The following is an 18,139-nucleotide window of genomic DNA, read 5'->3' as shown; positions in this document are numbered from 1 at the left end:
ACCCCGCCGGCGTCGTCCCGACGAGCAGGAGCCCCCCCACCGTGAAGGCCCCCCGGTCCCGACCCCTCCTGCCGTCCCGGCCCGGCGCCGCCCGGCTGGCCCCGCTGCTGGCGGTCCCCCTGCTGCTCGGCGGGCTCGCGGCCTGCAGCTCCGACGACGAGAGCGGCGCCGCCGCCGCCAGCAGCGCGTCCGCGGGCGCGGCCGGCAGCACCGCGCCGAGCAGCCCCCCGGCGGTGACCGGCCCGATCGGGCCCGGCTGCGCGGTGTTCCCGGACGAGGGTCCCGCCAGCCCGGCCGCGCTGGCCACCACGCCGGTCGGCGCCGCCGCGGGCGCCGTCCCGGAACTGAGCACCCTCACCTCGGCCGTGCTGACGGCCAACCTGGTCGACGTGGTCAACACCCGCGAGGACGTCACCCTGCTGGCGCCCACGAACGCCGCCTTCGACGCGCTCGGCCCCGAGGCGCTGCCCGCCCTGCTGGCCGACGTGCCCCGGCTGACCGCGCTGCTCACCCACCACGTCCTCCCGGGCCGGCTGGCGCCCGAGGAACTGGTCGGCGAGCACACCACCCTCGCCGGCGACCGGGTGACCGTCACCGGGCCGGCCGAGGCCCCCAGCGTGTCTGCCGACCAGACGGTGGCCGGCGCCGCACCGGCGACCGTCGTCTGCGGCAACGTGCCGACGGCGAACGCCACCGTCTACCTCGTCGACCAGGTGCTCGCCCCCGTCGGCTGAGCGCTCCGGCGGGCTCCCCGGCCGCCGACCGGGCCCGCCGGGGCTCAGTAGGGTGGCCGGCCATGGACGTCCCCACGCCGGCGCACCCCGATCGCGACCGACTGCTCGAGCTCATCGTCGACCTCGCCGTGGTGCACGGGAAGGTGACGCTCTCCTCCGGGCAGGAGGCCGACTGGTACATCGACCTGCGCCGGGTGACGCTGCACCACGAGGCCGCGCCGCTGGTCGGCCGGGTGATGCGGCAGCTCACCGGCGACCTGCGCTACGACGTCGTCGGCGGGCTCACCCTGGGCGCCGACCCGGTGGCCACCGCGATGCTGCACGCCGCCTCCGCCGGGGAGGGCTTCCTGGACGCCTGCGTGGTGCGCAAGCAGACCAAGCAGCACGGCATGCAGCGCCGGATCGAGGGCCCGGACGTCGCCGGGCGCCCGGTCCTGGTCGTCGAGGACGTCTCCACCACCGGCGGCAGCCCGCTGACCGCGGTCGAGGCGCTGCAGGAGGCCGGCGCCGAGGTCGTCGCGGTCGCCGTCATCGTCGACCGCGGGGCGCGGGCGGCCGTCGAGGCGGCCGGCCTGGAGTACCGCGCGGCGTTCGACCTGGCCGACCTCGGTCTCGCCTGAAGAAGGACCCCCGTGCCCCCCACCACTCGCAGGCTCGCGGCGGGGCCCTGCACGGGGGCCGGGGGGCTGGGCGGACGTACCGTGGCGCCGTGACCGCCCTCACGACGACGTGGGTCCGCGAGCTCCAGGACGCACTGGGCCCGGACGGCGTGCTCACCGACCCCGACGTCACCACCGCCTATGCCCGCGACCAGGCGATGCTCGCCCCCGCCGGGCTGCCGGCCGCGGTGGCGCTGCCGCGCAGCACCGAGGAGGTCGCGGCCGTGCTGCGGCTGGCCGGCCGGCACGGGGTCCCGGTGGTGCCGCGCGGCGCCGGCTCCGGACTGGTCGGGGCGGCCAACGCCGTCGACGGCTGCATCACCCTCGCGCTGACCCGGATGGACGCCGTCCTGGAGGTCTCCGCGGCCGACCGGCTGGCCGTCGTCCAGCCCGGCGTGGTCAACAAGACGCTGCGCGACGCCGCCCGGGAGCTCGGGCTGTTCTACCCGCCGGACCCGGCCAGCTACGACTGGTGCACCCTCGGCGGCAACCTGGCGATGAACTCCGGCGGGCTGTGCTGCGTCAAGTACGGGGTCACCACCGACTACGTGCTCGGCCTGGAGGTGGTCCTCGCCGACGGGCGGGTGCTGCGTACCGGGCGGCGCACCGTCAAGGGCGTGGCCGGCTACGACCTCGCCCGGCTGTTCGTCGGCTCCGAGGGCACCCTCGGGGTGATCACCGAGGCGACGCTGGCGCTGCGCCCGGCCCCGCAGCCGCCGGTCACCCTGGTCGCCAGCTTCGGCACCAGCGCCCAGACCGGCCAGGTCGTCGAGCAGGTGGTCACCAGCGGCCTGGTGCCCAGCATGCTCGAGGTGATGGACCGGACCTGCATCCGCGCCGTCGACGACCTGATGAAGGCCGACCTGGACCGGGACGCCGCGGCCCTGCTGCTGGCCCAGTCCGACAGCGGCGGCGAGGTGGCTGCCGCGGAGATCGCCGCGTTGACCCGGCTGTGCGAGGCCGCGGGCGCGGACTTCGTGCACTCCACCGACGACCCGGCCGAGGGCGACCTGCTGATGATCGCCCGGCGGATGGCGCTGCCCGCGCTGGAGCGGCTGGGCAGCAGCCTGCTGCTGGACGACGTCGCCGTCCCCCGGTCGCAGGTGGCCACCTTCATCGACGGCTGCGACGCGATCGCCGCCACCGCCGGCCTGGTGGTGGGGGTGGTCGGGCACGCCGGCGACGGCAACATGCACCCGACCGTCGTCTTCGACGGCGCCGACCCCGACCAGCGCACCCGGGCCTTCGCCGCCTTCGACGCCATCCTGGAGCTCGGGCTGTCCCTGGGCGGCACGATCACCGGCGAGCACGGCGTCGGCACGCTCAAGGCCGACTGGCTGGAACGGGAGATCGGCCCGGTGTCGCTGTCGGTGCACCAGGCGATCAAGGACGCGCTCGACCCGGCCGGGATCCTCAACCCGGGGAAGGTCTTCCGCCGCGCCGCCGTCGGCGACCTGGCCGCCGTCGGCCGGCTGCCCGGCGCCTGACCGCCGCCGCGGTGGCAGGGTGGCCGGCATGAGCGAACGCCTGCTGGTCATCGGCGGGGACGCCGCCGGGATGTCCGCCGCCGCGCAGGCCCGCCGGTTGCGCACCGCCGACGAGCTGGAGATCGTCGTCCTGGAGCAGGGCGAGGACGTCTCCTACTCCGCCTGCGGCATCCCCTACTGGGTCGGCGGCCAGGTCACCGACCGGGCCGACCTGATCGCCCGGACGCCGGCGCAGTTCGCCGCCGCCGACATCACCGTGCGCACCGGCACCCGGGCCGAGGCGATCGACCTGGACGCCGGCGCCGTGCGCACCGCCGGCGGGGAGCGGATCGGCTACGACCGGCTGGTGGTCGCCACCGGTGGCCGGCCCACCCGGCCGCCGATCCCCGGCCTGGACGCCGACGGGGTGTTCGGCGTGCACCGGCTGGACGACGGCGCAGCGGTCCGGGCCGCGGTGGCGGCCGGTGCCCGCCGCGGGCTGGTGCTCGGCGGTGGCTACATCGGCCTGGAGATGGCCGAGGCGCTGCAGCGCCGCGGGCTGGAGGTCACCGTCGTGCTCGCCGACCCGCTGCCGATGCAGCTGCTGGACGCCGACATGGGCCAGCGGGTCTGCGACGGCATGGTGGCGATGGGCATGACGGTGCACACCGACCAGGCGGTGCGCGAGGTGCTGGTGGACGCGGCCGGCCGGGCGTGCGGGGTGCGCACCGACGTCGGCAGCTACGAGGCCGACCTCGTCGTCCTCGGGCTGGGCATGGGGCCGGAGGCGCGGCTGGCCGCCGACGCCGGGCTGGCGATCGGGCCGACCGGTGCGGTCGACGTCGACCGCAGCCAGCGCTGCCGCGACCATCCGGAGGTGTTCGCGGCCGGCGACTGCGCGCAGACCTTCCACCGGGTCACCGGCGAGGTGGCGCACGTGGCGCTGGGCACGCACGCCAACAAGCAGGGCCGGGTCGCGGGCTCGGTGATCGGTGGCCGGCCGGCCCGGTTCGCCGGGGTGCTGGGCACCGCGGTGACCAAGGTGGGGGAGCTGGAGATCGGCCGCACCGGGCTGTGCACCACCCAGGCCGAGCAGGCCGGGTTCGCCTACCGCACCGACGTCATCGAGGGCACGACCCGGGCCGGCTACTACCCGGGCGCCGAGGACATCGCGGTGAAGCTGGTCACCGAGGCCGGCTCGGGCCAGCTGCTGGGTGCCCAGGTGGTCGGCGGAACGGGGTCGGCCAAGCGGATCGACGTGCTGGCCACCGCCATCTGGGCCGGCATGACCGCCGAGGAGCTCGCCGGCAGCGACCTGTCCTACGCGCCGCCGTTCTCGCCCACCTACGACCCGGTGGTGGTCGCCGCCCGCGCCGTCAGCCGCATCGAGCAAGGCTGATCAAGGGCCCCGCTGCCCCCCACGCCACGCTGCGCGCGGCGCGGGCCCCTGCAGCGGGGCCGGAGGTTGGCGCGATACTGGCGGCGAGTGAGCGCAGCTGGTCCCGACGTCAGGAGAGCACCGCATGCCCATCGCGACCCCCGAGGTCTACGCCGACATGATCACCCGGGCGAAGGAGGGCGGCTTCGCCTACCCGGCGATCAACTGCACCTCGTCCGAGACGATCAACGCCGCGCTGCGTGGCTTCGCCGACGCCGGCAGCGACGGGATCATCCAGTTCTCCACCGGTGGCGCCGAGTTCGGCTCCGGCACCCGGGTCAAGGACATGGTCACCGGCGCGGTGGCGCTGGCCGAGTTCGCCCACGTGGTCGCCGACCGCTACCCGGTCAACGTCGCGCTGCACACCGACCACTGCCCCAAGGACAAGCTGGACGACTACGTCCGCCCGCTGATCGCGATCAGCAAGGACCGGGTCGACGCCGGCCAGGCGCCGCTGTTCCAGTCGCACATGTGGGACGGGTCGGCCGTCGAGCTCACCGAGAACCTGCAGATCGCGCAGGAGCTCATCGAGAAGTGCGCCGCCGCCAAGATCGTGCTCGAGGTGGAGATCGGTGTCGTCGGCGGCGAGGAGGACGGCGTCGCCCACGAGATCAACGAGAAGCTCTACACCGCCGACGGTGACTTCGTGCGCACCGCGGAGGCGCTGGGCTTCGGGGAGAAGGGCGTCTACCTGCTGGCGGCGACCTTCGGGAACGTGCACGGCGTCTACAAGCCGGGCAACGTCAAGCTCCGGCCCGACGTCCTCAAGCGGGGGCAGGAGGTCGTCGCCGAGCAGTTCGGCACCGCGGAGAAGCCGTTCAACCTGGTCTTCCACGGCGGCTCCGGCTCGGACCTCTCCGACATCCGCGAGGCGATCTCCTACGGCGTGGTGAAGATGAACGTCGACACCGACACCCAGTACGCGCTGACCCGGGCCATCGCCGGCCACATGTTCAGCAACTACGACGGCGTGCTGAAGGTGGACGGCGAGGTCGGCGTGAAGAAGACCTACGACCCGCGCACCTACATGAAGCTGGCCGAGGCCAGCATGGCCGACCGCATCGTGCAGGCCTGCGAGGACCTGCTCTCGGCCGGTCAGTCGCAGGCGGGCTGAGCCGTGACCTCCGCACACCGCAATCTGCTCGGCGAGCCGCCGGCCACCCTGCTGCCCGGCATCCCCGCCGCCGACGACGCGCTCGCCGCCGGCACCGACCCGGCCGAGGTGGCCGCCGCCCACCCGACCGCCAGCGCCGCCTGGGCCGCGCTGGCCGAGACCGCGCTGGAGGGCGGCCGCACCATCGAGGCCTACGCCTACGCCCGCACCGGCTACCACCGCGGCCTGGACGCGCTGCGCCGCAACGGCTGGAAGGGCTTCGGCCCGGTGCCGTGGTCGCACGAGCCCAACCAGGGCTTCCTGCGCTGCGTCACGGTGCTGGCGAAGGCCGCCGAGCGGATCGGTGAGCTCGACGAGCACGAGCGCTGCGCCCAGCTGCTGCGCGACTGCGACCCCTCCCTGGCTGCCTGAGCCCACCGGCCGCACGATTACGGCCCGTGACCGTCCTGATGCCGGGACGGTCACGGGCCGTTAGCGTCGACGTCCGGTCGACGCCAGCAGGGCGTCGCCCCGAGGAGAGGGGCTCGTCATGGTCACCCTGTTGTGGATCCTCGCAGTCGTGCTGGTGATCGCGGGCATCGTCGCGATCGTCCGGAAGCAGCTGCTGTGGGGCATCGTGCTCATCGTCGTCGGGCTGCTGGTCGGCCCGGGCGGTGTCAGCGTCTTCAACTGACGTCGCGCCCCCTCACGCCGTCGTGAGGGGGCGCCCGCTCAGCGGCGCTGGTGCCTCTCGCGCAGCGAGTCGGTCAGCCGCGACAGCTCGTCGCCGCCGGCCACCAGCCGGGTCAGGTCGTGCACGTCGACGTCCTCCCGGGTCAGGTCACCGGCCACCCGCCCACCGCCCAGCAGCAGGAACCGGTCGCCCACCAGGTGGGCGTACTGCGGGCTGTGCGTCACGAACAGCACGGCCAGCCCCGAGTCCCGGGCGGCCAGCACCGACTGCAGCACCAGGGCCCGCTGGGCCACCGTCATCGGCGCCGTCGGCTCGTCGATCACCAGCACCCGGGCACCGAAGTGCAGGGCGCGGGCGATCGCCAGGCTCTGCCGCTCCCCGGCCTGCAGCGCACTGGCCGCCTGGTCGGCGTCCAGCCCGGTGACCCCGACCCGGGCCATCGCGCGGGTGGTGATCTCCTCGGCCCGCCCCACGTCCAGCCGGCGGAACGGCCACAGGCCGCGGGTGGGCTCGGCGCCGAGGAAGAAGTTCCGCCACACCGACATCAGCGGGGCGATCGCCAGGTCCTGCCAGACGGTGGCGATGCCCTGCGCGCGGGCCTGTCGCGGCGAGCGCAACCGCACCGGGCGGCCGTCGACCAGCAGCTCGCCCTCTGCCGGCTGCTCCATGCCGGACAGGACGGCGACCAGCGTCGACTTGCCCGAGCCGTTCTCCCCGAGCACGCAGGTCACCTCTCCCCGGCGCAACGCCAGCGAGACCCGGAAGAGCGCCGGCACGCTGCCGAAACGCACCGTGACGCCGCGCAGCTCGAGCACGGGCGCGGGCACGTCGGTGGGCCGGTCGTCGGTGGGCCGGTCGTCGGCCGGCTGGTCGTCGGCCGGCTGGTCGACGGGCTCGGGAGGGCCCTGCCACGCGGTGCTCACGATCGGGGCACCGCCCGCAGCCGGCGGCGCACGACCCCGTTGACCAGCAGGGCGACCAGCAGGAGCGCACCGAGGAAGGCCTCGAACCAGCGGGGGTCGTAGCCGGAGAGGGTGATCCCCTCCCGGGAGACGGCGTAGAGCAGCGCGCCGAGCGATGCCCCCACGGTGGAGCCGTACCCGCCGGTGAGCAGGCAGCCGCCGATCACCGCGACCACGATGAACTCGATCTCGGTGCCGAGCGCCGGGGTCACCTGCACCGCCCCCAGCCGTGCCAGCCCGAGGGTGCCGATCAGCCAGCCGGCCGCCGCGGTGCCCAGGAAGAGCAGCACGGTGGTGCGCCCGACGGGCACGCCCAGCTCGCGGGCCGGCCGTGGCGCCCCGCCGCTGGCGAACACGGCGTTGCCGAACCGGGTGCGCCACAGCAGCCAGGTGGTCACGCCGGTGGCCGCGATCCACCACAGCACCGAGACCGGGAACCGTCCGTCACCGAGCTGCGCCGTCGACCCGAAGAGGGCGTGCGCGGAGTCCCAGCCGGGCTCCCCACGGAGGCCACCGACCCGGGGCGCGTCGGCGACGGCGGCGGCGACCGCCTGCGCGGCGCCGGACAGGATCAGGAACGTCGCGAGGGTCACCAGGAAGCTCGGCAGGCCGGTGCTGACCACCAGTAGTCCGTTCACCGCCCCGACCAGCAGCGCCGCGACGAGGGAGAGCAGCAGGGCGGGCCAGAGCCCCAGCCCCAGCTCGGTGACCAGCAGCGCGGTCAGCAGCGAGCTGCTCACCGCGACCACGCCGATCGACAGGTCGAACTGCCCGGCCACCAGCAGCAGGGCGACCGCCACGCCACCGATCCCCAGGGGCGCGGCGACCTCGAGCACGGCGGCCAGGCCCGCGGACGAGATCAGGTCCGGGGACTGGACCCCGAAGAACACCGTCAGCAGGGCCACGCCGACCAGCGCGCTGACCCCCGGGCGGGCCAGCAGGCGGTCGAACGCCCGGCGGCCACGCGAGCGGGGCGCCACCGGCGCGGGTGGGCCGAAGGCCAGGGAGCGGTCGGGGGTCACCGGCAGGGACCGGTCGGGCGACGGGACGACGGCAGCGCGACCTCCTCGGGCGGGACGGTCTCCCCAGTGTCCACGATCCGGCGCCGGGTGCCCGACGGAGGTGGCAGCCGGTGCCGGTCGCGGGTGGGCCGTCCCTCAGGGGCGCAGGCGCCAGCGCACCCGGTCGTCGGCGTACCAGGTCCACTTCGTGACCTCGCGGTCGAACGGCACGCCGTCCCGGACCACCTGGGCGGGGGCGCAGGCGATCTGCAGCGCCCGGCCGGTCGAGCGGCGCACCGGGCGCAGCGGCAGCCGCACCACCGCCACGGACAGCCGGTCCACCGCCGTCCAGTCCGGGCGCACGTCCATCCGGGTGATCTCGCCGTCGGCCACCCGGTCGTCGTCGCAGTACGCCTGCGCGCCGAACCGCCGGCCCAGCGCCCGGCGCGGCTCGCCGGTCGCGGACACCCGGCCGGCGTGCAGCAGCACGCCGCCGTGGTCGTCGCGCACCAGCGGCAGCTCCCGCTCGGGCCCGGTGCCCACGCCCAGCGCGCGGGCCAGCCCGGTCGACGCGGTGTCCTCCGCCGGGGTCCAGGCGACCGGCACGGCGGGCAGCCGCTCGGTCCGCCACAGCCGGGTCAGCACGGCGGAGAGCGCGGGCACCGGGCCCAGCACGCGCACCTCGTGGGCGCCGTCCACCACCGAGGCGACGTGCCGGCGGGAGGGCGGCTGGACCGCCGCCAGGCCGCGCAGATCGAGCTGGGTGGCGGGCATGCGGATACCCTGCCACCTGGCTCGCCGGGACCTGCCGGTGCGACGAACGAGGAGACCCACCGCATGCCCGCAGTCGTGCTGATCGGCGCCCAGTGGGGCGACGAGGGCAAGGGCAAGGCCACCGACCTGCTGGGCGGGCGGGTGCCCTACGTGGTCCGCTACCAGGGCGGCAACAACGCCGGCCACACCGTGATCACCCCGGACGGCGAGAAGTACGCGCTGCACCTGATCCCCAGCGGCATCCTGACCCCGGGCTGCACGCCGGTCATCGGCAACGGCGTGGTCATCGACCCCGAGGTGCTCATCGGCGAGCTCGCCGGCCTCGAGGAGCGCGGCGTCGACACCTCGCGCCTGGTCATCTCCGCCGACGCGCACCTGATCATGCCGCACCACCGCGCCCTGGACCGGGTCACCGAGCGGTTCCTCGGCCAGCGCAAGATCGGCACCACCGGCCGCGGCATCGGCCCGGCGTACGGCGACAAGGTGGCCCGCAACGGCATCCGGGTCGCCGACCTGCTCGACCTGTCCATCCTGCGGCAGAAGCTCGAGGGCACGCTGCAGGAGAAGAACCAGGTGCTGGTCAAGGTCTACAACCGCAAGGCGATCGACGTCGACGAGGTGGTCGAGGAGTACGCCGGCTACGCCGAGGCGCTCAAGCACCGCATCGTCGACACCCGCCTGCTGCTGGGCAAGGCCCTCGACGCCGGCGAGTGGGTGCTGCTGGAGGGCTCGCAGGGCACCCTGCTCGACGTCGACCACGGCACCTATCCGTTCGTCACGTCGTCCAACCCGACCGCGGGCGGCGCGGCCGTCGGCGCCGGTGTCGGCCCGACCCGGATCGAGCGGGTCGTCGGCATCCTCAAGGCCTACACCACCCGGGTGGGCTCCGGGCCCTTCCCGACCGAGCTGCACGACCAGTGGGGCGAGTACCTGCGCAAGCACGGCGGCGAGGTCGGCGTCACCACCGGCCGCGACCGGCGCTGCGGCTGGTTCGACGCCGTGGTCGCCCGCTACGCCAGCCGGGTCAACGGCATCACCGACTACTTCCTCACCAAGCTCGACGTGCTGTCCGGGCTGGAGACGGTGCCGATCTGCGTCGCCTACGACGTGGACGGCGTCCGGCACGAGGAGATGCCGATGACGCAGACCGACTTCCACCACGCGAAGCCGATCTACGAGGAGATGCCCGGCTGGTTCGAGGACATCACCGGCTGCCGCCGCTTCGAGGACCTGCCGGCCAACGCGCAGGCCTACGTCCGGCGGCTCGAGGAGCTCTCCGGTGCCCGCGTCAGCGTCATCGGCGTCGGCCCCGGCCGCGACGAGAACGTGGTGCTGCACGACCTGATCTGAGCTGACGGCGGCCAGCTGGGGCGCACCGCGGCCAGACCTGAGGACGGCGTCGTCCGGCAGGACGACTGTGGCCTGGCGTCGCGGGGCCGGAGGCTCCCGACGTCAGGGCACCCAGCGGCTCACCCGAGGTCGGGACGGCACCTGGCCGCGGTGCGATCCGTGAGGATCGCCGGGTGCACCGCTCAGACGCGGGGGCGGACGGGGGCCATGGCGGCGGCGGAGAGCTCGGCGCGGGCCCGGTAGGCGGTCTCCGGGGCGTCGGCGATCACGCCGTCCACCCCGAGGGCGAAGAGCAGCCGGGCCTCGGTCTGGGCGTCGCCCAGCCCGCTGGGGTCGCTGCCGCGGCGCAGGTGGCTGGGCAGGAACACGTTCTCCGGCCGCAGCGTCCACGGCTCGACGGTCAGTCCGGCCCGGTGCGCCTGGCTGACCAGGTCGGAGACGCCGACCAGGCCACCGGCGGCGTCGTGCAGCAGGATCCGGCCCTTGTGCGGGGCGATCCCGTCGGCGTAGGTGGAGACCTCCCGCAGACCCGAGGGGGTCACCAGGGCGTCCTGCACGCCCTCCTCCTCGATCAGCTGGACCAGGCGCGGTCCGCCGGTGCCCAGGTCGGCCCGCAGGGCGCGCAGCGCCGACTGCTCGAAGGCCATCACGACCACCGGGCCGTCGGGGCGGGCGCCGTCCAGCCGGCGCAGCTCGGCAGCGACCAGCTCGGTCATCGGCAGGCCCTGGGCGGCGAACCAGGCCGGGTACTTCAGCTCCGCCTGCACCCGCACCGGGCGCTCCGGGGTCGACCGGCGCCGGGTGATCTCCACGACCTCGGCGAGGGTGAGCACGCCGTACCGGCCGTCGTAGGCGGTGTTCAGCGGCCGCATCGCAGGCAGCCGCTCGACCGCGCGCAGCGTGCGCACCTCGGCGAGGGTGAGGTCCTCGGTGAACCAGCCGGTCACCTCCTCGCCGTCGACCTCCTGGGTGCGCCGGCGATCGGCGAACTCCGGGCGGGAGGCGATGTCGGTGGAGCGGGAGAGCTCGTTCTCGTGCCGGGCGACGAGGGCGCCGTCCCGGGTGACCACGAGGTCGGGCTCGACGAGGTCGGCCCCGAGGTCGATGGCCAGCTCGTAGCTGGCGGCGGTGTGCTCGGGGCGGTAGCTGGGGGCGCCGCGGTGCCCGATGACTAGCGGGGAGCGGGCCTGGCGAGGCGTACGAACGGCCTTCAGGCCGGTCTCCGACATGACTCCAGGGAAACCCAGTTCGCTGTCCGGGGCCTGAACACGCGCCGACTTCATGCAGACAAATCGGGGGACAGCGGCCTCACCTGGAGAGCAGCATGACCCGTGTGAGTGATCTCTCAGTCCCGGCCGTCGGGGCCACGGCCGTGCCGGGGGTGCCGGACGGCTGCGTCGCGGCCCGGGTCGCCCGCGTCGACCGGGCCCTGCTGACCGTGCTGACCGCCGAGGGCGAGCGCCGGGTGCCGTGGAGCGGGCCGCGCGAGGACGGTGGGCCGGCGGTGGGCGACTGGGTGGCGCTGCGGGCCGAGCGGGCCGTGCGGCTGCTGCCCCGCCGGACGGCGTTCGTCCGGACGGCGGCCGGGCGCACCTCCGCGCCGCAGGTGGTGGCGGCCAACGTCGACCTGGTGCTGGTCGTGGACTCCCTGGTCGGGGAGGCGCGGCTGCGCCGGGTGGAGCGCTACCTGGCGGTGGCCTGGGCCAGCGGGGCGACCCCGGTGGTGGTGCTGACCAAGGCCGACCTGTGCGCCGACGTGCCGGCCGCGGTGGCCGCCGTGGCCGAGGACGCCGTCGGGGTCGACGTCCTGGCCGTCAGCGCGACCACCGGGGCGGGGACGGCGCAGGTGGCGGCGCTGATCGGCCCCGGGCGCACCGCGGTCATGGTGGGCCCCTCCGGGGTCGGCAAGTCGTCGCTGACCAACGCGCTGGCCGGGCGGCCGGTCGCCGGGACCGCCGGCATCCGCGCCGACGGGCGCGGCCGGCACACCACCACGGCGCGGGAGCTGCACCAGCTGCCCGGCGGCGGTCTGCTGATCGACACCCCCGGCATGCGCGAGCTGGCGCTGCCCGGCGGCGACGGGCTGGACGCCGCCTACGCCGACGTCGCCGGCTGGGCCGCGGACTGCCGGTTCCGGGACTGCGCGCACCGCACCGAGCCCGGCTGCGCGGTCGCGGCGGCGATCGACCGCGGCGACCTGGACCCGGCCCGCTTCACCGCCTGGCGGAAGCTGCAGGCCGAGGCGCACCGGCAGGAGCTGCGCGCCGACGCCCGGGCCCGCGCCGCCGAGTCCGCCCGCCTCCGCGCCGTCCACCGGCAGCGCCGCTCAGCCCCGGGGCAGGAACGGCCCGCGCGGTGGAGTGGGTAGGTTCGCCGGGTGCGCGTCCTCGTGATCGGTTCCGGTGCCCGGGAGCACGCCCTGTGCGTGGCTCTGCAGTCCGACCCCGCCGTCACGGCGCTGGCCTGCGCGCCGGGCAACGCCGGCACGGTGACCCTCGCCCAGGCCTTCCCGCTGGACGTCGCCGACCCGGTCGCGGTGAGCGCGCTGGCCACCGAGTGGCAGGCCGACCTGGTCGTGATCGGCCCGGAGGTGCCGCTGGTCGCCGGTGCCGCCGACGCCGTCCGCGAGGCCGGCATCGCCTGCTTCGGCCCCTCGGCCCAGGCCGCCCAGATCGAGGGCTCCAAGGCCTTCGCCAAGCACGTGATGACCGCCGCGGGCGTGCCGACCGCCGGGTTCTGGGCCGTCGGCGGCCCGGCCGAGCTGGAGACGGCGCTGGACGAGGCCGGCGCGCCGTACGTGGTCAAGGACGACGGCCTGGCCGCCGGCAAGGGCGTGCTGGTCACCACCGACCGGGCGGCGGCGGTCGCGCACGGGAAGGCGGTGCTGGACGCCGGCCACTCGGTGCTGATCGAGGAGTTCCTCGACGGCCCGGAGGTCTCGCTGTTCGCCCTCTCCGACGGGACGACGGTGGTGCCGCTGCTGCCCGCGCAGGACCACAAGCGCCGGGACGACGGTGACGGCGGCCCCAACACCGGCGGCATGGGCGCCTACGCCCCGCTGCCCTGGGCGCCGGCCGGCCTGGTCGAGGAGGTGCGGGCCACCGTCCTGCAGCCGACGATCGACGAGATGGCCCGACGCGGTGAGCCGTTCAGCGGCCTGCTCTACGCCGGGCTGGCGCTGACGTCCCGGGGCGTCCGGGTGGTCGAGTTCAACGCCCGCTTCGGCGACCCGGAGACCCAGGTCGTGCTGCCGCTGCTGGAGACCCCGCTGGCCGGGCTGCTGAACGCCGCGGCCACCGGCACGCTGGCCGACCAGCCGCCGCTGCGCTGGCGGGACGGCGCCGCCGTCACCGTGGTGGTCGCCGCCGACGGGTACCCGGAGCGGCCGCGGCTGGGCGACCCGATCACCGGCGCGGACGGCGAGGGCGTGCTGCACGCGGGCACCGCGGTCGGCGCGGACGGGCAGGTGCACTCCGCCGGTGGGCGGGTGCTGTCCGTGACCGCGGTCGGCGCGGACCTCGCCGCGGCCCGGCAGACCGTCTACGAGCGGCTGGCCTCGGTGCGGCTGGCCGGCGCCCACTGGCGCACCGACATCGGCCTGGCCGCCGTCGAGGGCCGCATCACCGTCTGAGCCACCGGCCGGGTGGTTCCCACCGTCGGCCGTCCTCCGCCGGGGCGGGTCGACCCACGCGAGCTCTGGTCGAGCCGCGTCCTGCCGTGGCTCGACGTGGTCCTGGGCGGGTCGATCCGTGCCGGTGGACGTTCGGCCGTGCTCGTCGCCGGGGTGTGGCACGTGCGGACGTCGGCGACGGACGAGGCGGTCCTCACGACCTGATGTCTGCGCTGCCCTCCCGGAACACCGTGACGGTCCGGATCAGCCCACCGCCGACCGTGAAGAAGACGGCGATGTCGAACTCGCGTCGCTCCTCCTGGACCACGAGCACCTCCCGGAGGACTGCGGCTGCTGTCTCTTCCTCGGCGAGCAGCGTCCGTACCGCGAGGGACGGTTGCATGGCCCACAGGCCCTGGTCGAAGACGTCGTCCCGGAGCTGCCGGACACCTTGGAACACGTCGGAACCGGTGGCCCAGACGACGTCTTCGTGCAGGCCGGCGATCAGCCGATCCGTGGAATGGGCGTTGAAGGCGTCGAGGTGCGCGAGGACCGCCGCGCGCGTCGCCGCCGGGGAGGCGGCCCCCTTGCTGTCCGGGTCGACAGGCACGGCTCAGCCCGCTCGGACCATCCGGCGGGCCCGCCGGGTGTCCGGTTGCGGCGGTCGTGGCCCCTCGTGGCGGCGGGACAGGTAGGTGCCGGCCACGTTGCCGCAGGCGATGACCGGGACGGCGATCAGCGCGCCGAAGATGCCGCCGATCAGCAGCCCGGCGCCGATGCCGAGAACCACCGCCAGCGGGTGCACCGAGACGGCGCGGCCCAGCAGCAGCGGCTGGAGCACGTGGCTCTCCAGCTGCATGACCAGCACGATGATGCCCAGCGCGATCAGCGCCCGCACCGGGCCGACCGCGACCAGGGTGACCAGCACCGACACGGTGCCGGCCAGGAACGACCCGATGATCGGGATGAACGCGCCGAGGAAGACCAGCGCGGCCAGCGGCACCACCAGCGGCGTCCCGAGGAAGACCAGCCCGATGCCGATGAAGACCGCGTCGAAGGCGGCGACCCCGACGGTGGCCCGCACGTAGGAGATCAGCGTGCGCCACGACCGGCGGGCCGCCTCGTCGATGTAGGCCTGCGCGTTGGTCGGGGCCAGGCCGACCACCCAGAGCCAGATCTGCCGGCCGTCCATCAGGAAGAAGAACAGGGTGAACAGGGTCAGCAGGGCGCCGGTGAGCACCTCGCCGACGGTGGCGGCGGTGGTGAGCGCCCCGGAGGTCAGCACCTCGCGGTTGTCCACGACGGCCTGGTTCGCGCTCTCCACGGCGTCGGTGATCTGGCCGTCGGTGACCGGGAAGGTGCGGGTGACGAAGTCCTGGACCTGGGTGAGCCCCTCGTCGACCTGGGAGGCCAGGTCGTCGTAGCCGGCGGCGAACTCCTCGACCACCAGCGTCACGATGCCGGCGACCACGCCCAGCCCGACGACGAGCATGGTCATCGCCGCCAGCGAGGACGGCCAGCCGCGGCGGCACAGGAACGCCGCCCCCGGCTGCAGCAGCGCGGCCAGCAGCAGCGCGACGATCACCGGGACGACGACCACCGCCACGTAGCCCGCGGCGCGCAGCAGCAGGTACAGCGCCGCGACCACGGCGACGGTGCGCCAGGACCAGGCCGCGGCGATCCGCAGCCCGTTCGGCACGTCGCGCTCGGCGGCGCGCAGCGCCCCGTCGGGGCCCAGCAGGCTGCCGCGGCTGCGGTCCCGGCCGGGCTCCGGCGGCGGGCCGCCCGGTGCCGGCGGCCCGCTGACCCCGCCGTCGACGTCGACGTCCGGGGCGTCCGGGTGCGGGCTGCCTGCTGCGGGCGCCCTGTCGGCCGGGACCTCCCGGGCGGGCGGCGGGGACGTCGTCCCGGCGTCCTCGACGTGGTCGACGACGGCGCGGCTGCCGTCCTCCATCACCAGCACGGTGCCCTCGGGCCAGGCGTGCGGGTCGTGTTCGGCGGCGGCTCTGATCCGTTCGCGGGCCCGGTCGACCACGCGCTTGGCCCGCTGCAACATCGAGTCCTCCGAGCTGATGGGGGCCCGCCCGCAGCGGTGCGAGAGGATGGGGCCGTGGTGCGACGAGCTGACCGGTCCGAAGCGGTACCCGCATGATCGACAGGTACACCCTGCCGGAGATGGGCCGGGTCTGGAGCGACCAGCACAAGTACGAGCTGTGGTGCCGGGTGGAGACTCTCGTCCTCGAGGCGCACGCGGCCGCCGGGCGGGTGCCCGCCGACGTCGTCGAGCCGGTGCGCAACGCCCCGCCGCCCACGCCGGAGCGGGTGGCGGAGATCGAGGAGACGACGCAGCACGACGTCATCGCCTTCCTCACCGCGTGGGCCGACAACACCGAGCCCCGCTCGGCCGCGGCCTACGTGCACCACGGCATGACGTCGTCCGACCTGCTGGACACCGCGCTCGCCGTCCAGCTCACCGACGCCACCGACGTGCTGCTGGCCAAGGCCGACCGGCTGGTGGCCGCGCTGCGCGACCACGGCCTGGCGCACCGGGACACCATCAAGGTCGGCCGTACCCACGGGGTGCACGCCGAGCCCGACGTCTGGGGCCACCGGGTCGCCGATCTGGCCTTCGCCGCCGCCCGCTCCCGGGACCGGCTGCGCCGCGCCCGCGAGGCCGTGGGCGTGGTCGCCATCTCGGGTGCCGTCGGCACGTACTCGCTGATCGACCCCTCGGTCGAGGTGACCGTCGCCGAGGCGCTGGACCTGCGCGCCGCGGACGCCTCCACCCAGGTGGTGCTGCGCGACGGGATCAGCGAGTGGGTGTCCGCGCTGGGCATCATCGCCACGGTCTGCGAGGCGATCGCGCTGGAGGTGCGGCACGGCCAGCGCACCGAGGTGCGCGAGCTGTCCGAGGCGTTCGGCGCGGGGCAGAAGGGCTCCAGCGCCATGCCGCACAAGAAGAACCCGATCCGCTCCGAGCGGATCGCCGGGCTGGCCCGGGTGGTGCGCGCGGCGATCGTCCCGGTCATGGAGGGCATCCCGCTGTGGCACGAGCGGGACATCTCGCACTCCTCCACCGAGCGGGTCTTCCTGCCCGACGCGGCGATCACCACCGACTACCTGCTGGACCTGACCGCCGGCCTGGTGGAGAACCTGGTCGTGGACGCCGACCGGATGCGGGCCAACCTCGAGTCCACCGGGGGGCTGATCTACACCTCCTCGGTGCTGCTGGAGCTGGTCGAGGCCGGCATGGGCCGCGAGCAGGCCTACGCGCTGGTCCAGTCCGCGGCGATGCGCACCTGGAAGGACAGCACCCCGTTCCGGCAGACGCTGCGCGAACGGGCGGCCGAGGACGGCGTGACGCTGGATGAAGCCCGGCTGGACGAGATCTGCCGCCCCGAGCAGTACGTGGCCAACCTTGGCCCGCTGTTCGACCGGCTGGCCGCCCTCTCGTGAGCGGCGTCCCGTTCGAGCTGGTCGCCCGGGGCAAGGTCCGGGAGGTGTACGCGGTCGACGACGCGCGGCTGCTGCTGGTCGCCAGCGACCGGGTCTCCGCCTACGACCACGTGCTGCCCACCCCGATCCCGGACAAGGGGCGGGTGCTCACCGCGCTGTCGGTGTGGTGGTTCGAGCAGCTGGCGCCGGTGCTGGCCGAGCACGGCGCCGAGCACCACCTGCTGGCCTCCGGCGACGACCTGCTCGCCGTCGGCGTGCCGGCCGAGCTGGCCGGCCGGTCGATGCTGGTGCGCCGGCTGGAGATGCTGCCGGTGGAGTGCGTGGCCCGCGGCTACCTGTCCGGCTCGGGCACTTCTGCGTACCAGCGCACCGGCGCGATCGTCGACGTCCCGTTGCCGGCCGGCCTGGTCGAGGGCTCCCGGCTGCCGGAGCCGGTGTTCACCCCCTCGACCAAGGCCGAGGTGGGCGAGCACGACGAGGCGATCGGTTTCGCCCAGGTCGTCGACGCGGTCGGCGCCGGCCGGGCGGAGGCGCTGCGGTCGCTGACCCTGGCGCTCTACGCCCGCGGCGCGGAGATCGCCGAGCAGGCCGGCATCGTGCTGGCCGACACGAAGTTCGAGTTCGGCACAGCCGGTGGGCCCGAGTTCGGCACGGCAGGGGAGACCCTGGTGCTCGGCGACGAGGTGCTGACCCCGGACTCCTCGCGCTTCTGGCCGGCGATCACCTGGTCGCCGGGGGCGCCGCAGCCCTCGTTCGACAAGCAGTACGTACGCGACTGGCTGACCACGTCGGGCTGGGACCGGGTCTCCGAGCCCCCGGAGCTCCCCGAGGACGTCGTCGCCGCCACCCGCGAGCGCTACGTCAAGGCCTACGAGCAGCTCACCGGGCTGCCCTGGAGCTGA

At 75.1% G+C, this 18,139-nt stretch carries 18 protein-coding genes; 12 read left to right on the top strand and 6 right to left on the bottom strand.

What is annotated here, in order from left to right; all coding sequences use genetic code 11:
• The first annotated feature begins 41 nt into the window (after positions 1–41).
• From Q1A09_RS06755 to Q1A09_RS06725, 7 genes are all read left to right on the top strand, one after another.
• Complete coding sequence (locus Q1A09_RS06755) at positions 42–734, top strand: fasciclin domain-containing protein (protein WP_299952816.1); 693 nt, start codon at positions 42–44, stop codon at positions 732–734.
• A 62-nt stretch (positions 735–796) separates the two neighbouring features.
• Positions 797–1,354, top strand: a complete 558-nt coding sequence (gene pyrE, locus Q1A09_RS06750; RefSeq protein ID WP_299952813.1) for an orotate phosphoribosyltransferase — start codon at positions 797–799, stop codon at positions 1,352–1,354.
• Between the two features lie 89 nt (positions 1,355–1,443).
• The gene (locus Q1A09_RS06745) at positions 1,444–2,880 is read left to right on the top strand and encodes an FAD-binding oxidoreductase (RefSeq protein ID WP_299952811.1); all 1,437 of its coding nucleotides are present in this window, start codon (positions 1,444–1,446) and stop codon (positions 2,878–2,880) included.
• Between the two features lie 28 nt (positions 2,881–2,908).
• Entirely contained in the window at positions 2,909–4,258 is a 1,350-nt protein-coding gene (locus tag Q1A09_RS06740; RefSeq protein ID WP_299952809.1) for an FAD-dependent oxidoreductase, read from the top strand.
• A 124-nt stretch (positions 4,259–4,382) separates the two neighbouring features.
• Positions 4,383–5,411, top strand: coding sequence for a class II fructose-bisphosphate aldolase (gene fbaA / locus Q1A09_RS06735; protein WP_299952807.1), 1,029 nt, complete (start codon positions 4,383–4,385; stop codon positions 5,409–5,411).
• Positions 5,412–5,414: 3 nt separating this feature from the next.
• Positions 5,415–5,822 (top strand): DUF3151 domain-containing protein, encoded by a 408-nt coding sequence (locus tag Q1A09_RS06730; protein WP_299952805.1) that lies wholly within the window; start codon positions 5,415–5,417, stop codon positions 5,820–5,822.
• Positions 5,823–5,940: 118 nt separating this feature from the next.
• Positions 5,941–6,084, top strand: a complete 144-nt coding sequence (locus tag Q1A09_RS06725; RefSeq protein WP_299952803.1) for a GPGG-motif small membrane protein — start codon at positions 5,941–5,943, stop codon at positions 6,082–6,084.
• Positions 6,085–6,122: 38 nt separating this feature from the next.
• On the opposite strand, the gene Q1A09_RS06720 is transcribed toward Q1A09_RS06725, so the two are convergent.
• From Q1A09_RS06720 to Q1A09_RS06710, 3 genes are all read right to left on the bottom strand, one after another.
• On the bottom strand, positions 6,123–7,007 hold the full coding sequence (locus Q1A09_RS06720) for an ATP-binding cassette domain-containing protein (protein ID WP_299952800.1): 885 nt from the start codon (positions 7,005–7,007) through the stop codon (positions 6,123–6,125).
• Positions 7,004–8,068 carry an ABC transporter permease gene (locus Q1A09_RS06715; protein ID WP_299952798.1) on the bottom strand — a complete coding sequence of 355 codons (1,065 nt, stop codon included), beginning with the start codon at positions 8,066–8,068 and terminating at the stop codon, positions 7,004–7,006. Before Q1A09_RS06715 ends, Q1A09_RS06720 begins: the two co-directional genes overlap by 4 nt.
• Before the next feature lie 135 nt (positions 8,069–8,203).
• Positions 8,204–8,821, bottom strand: coding sequence for a hypothetical protein (locus Q1A09_RS06710; RefSeq protein WP_299952796.1), 618 nt, complete (start codon positions 8,819–8,821; stop codon positions 8,204–8,206).
• Between the two features lie 63 nt (positions 8,822–8,884).
• Here Q1A09_RS06710 and Q1A09_RS06705 point away from each other — a divergent pair, with 63 nt between their 5' ends.
• A complete protein-coding gene (locus Q1A09_RS06705; protein WP_299952795.1) occupies positions 8,885–10,171 on the top strand; it encodes an adenylosuccinate synthase in 1,287 nt (428 codons plus the stop codon).
• Positions 10,172–10,353: 182 nt separating this feature from the next.
• Here Q1A09_RS06705 and Q1A09_RS06700 read toward each other — a convergent pair whose 3' ends face one another.
• Positions 10,354–11,400 carry a glycerophosphodiester phosphodiesterase family protein gene (locus Q1A09_RS06700; protein WP_299952793.1) on the bottom strand — a complete coding sequence of 349 codons (1,047 nt, stop codon included), beginning with the start codon at positions 11,398–11,400 and terminating at the stop codon, positions 10,354–10,356.
• Positions 11,401–11,495: 95 nt separating this feature from the next.
• Between Q1A09_RS06700 and rsgA the strand changes: the two genes are divergently transcribed.
• Both rsgA and purD read left to right on the top strand, forming a co-directional pair.
• Complete coding sequence (gene rsgA, locus Q1A09_RS06695) at positions 11,496–12,539, top strand: ribosome small subunit-dependent GTPase A (protein ID WP_299952791.1); 1,044 nt, start codon at positions 11,496–11,498, stop codon at positions 12,537–12,539.
• A 9-nt stretch (positions 12,540–12,548) separates the two neighbouring features.
• Positions 12,549–13,802 (top strand): phosphoribosylamine--glycine ligase, encoded by a 1,254-nt coding sequence (gene purD / locus Q1A09_RS06690; protein WP_299952789.1) that lies wholly within the window; start codon positions 12,549–12,551, stop codon positions 13,800–13,802.
• Between the two features lie 193 nt (positions 13,803–13,995).
• Here purD and Q1A09_RS06685 read toward each other — a convergent pair whose 3' ends face one another.
• Both Q1A09_RS06685 and Q1A09_RS06680 read right to left on the bottom strand, forming a co-directional pair.
• Positions 13,996–14,391 (bottom strand): nuclear transport factor 2 family protein, encoded by a 396-nt coding sequence (locus Q1A09_RS06685; protein ID WP_299952787.1) that lies wholly within the window; start codon positions 14,389–14,391, stop codon positions 13,996–13,998.
• A 3-nt stretch (positions 14,392–14,394) separates the two neighbouring features.
• Positions 14,395–15,837: an AI-2E family transporter gene (locus tag Q1A09_RS06680; RefSeq protein ID WP_299952785.1), complete on the bottom strand. Its 1,443-nt coding sequence runs from the start codon at positions 15,835–15,837 to the stop codon at positions 14,395–14,397.
• Positions 15,838–15,929: 92 nt separating this feature from the next.
• Between Q1A09_RS06680 and purB the strand changes: the two genes are divergently transcribed.
• Both purB and Q1A09_RS06670 read left to right on the top strand, forming a co-directional pair.
• Positions 15,930–17,237 (top strand): adenylosuccinate lyase, encoded by a 1,308-nt coding sequence (purB, locus tag Q1A09_RS06675; protein ID WP_299952783.1) that lies wholly within the window; start codon positions 15,930–15,932, stop codon positions 17,235–17,237.
• Positions 17,234–18,139 carry a phosphoribosylaminoimidazolesuccinocarboxamide synthase gene (locus Q1A09_RS06670; RefSeq protein WP_299952781.1) on the top strand — a complete coding sequence of 302 codons (906 nt, stop codon included), beginning with the start codon at positions 17,234–17,236 and terminating at the stop codon, positions 18,137–18,139. The genes purB and Q1A09_RS06670 overlap by 4 nt, the downstream gene beginning before the upstream one ends.

The organism is uncultured Modestobacter sp. (assembly GCF_947486615.1).
Classification (GTDB): domain Bacteria; phylum Actinomycetota; class Actinomycetes; order Mycobacteriales; family Geodermatophilaceae; genus Modestobacter.
The sequence above is the reverse complement of the archived record's forward strand: the minus strand, read 5'-3'. Positions and strand labels throughout refer to the sequence as shown.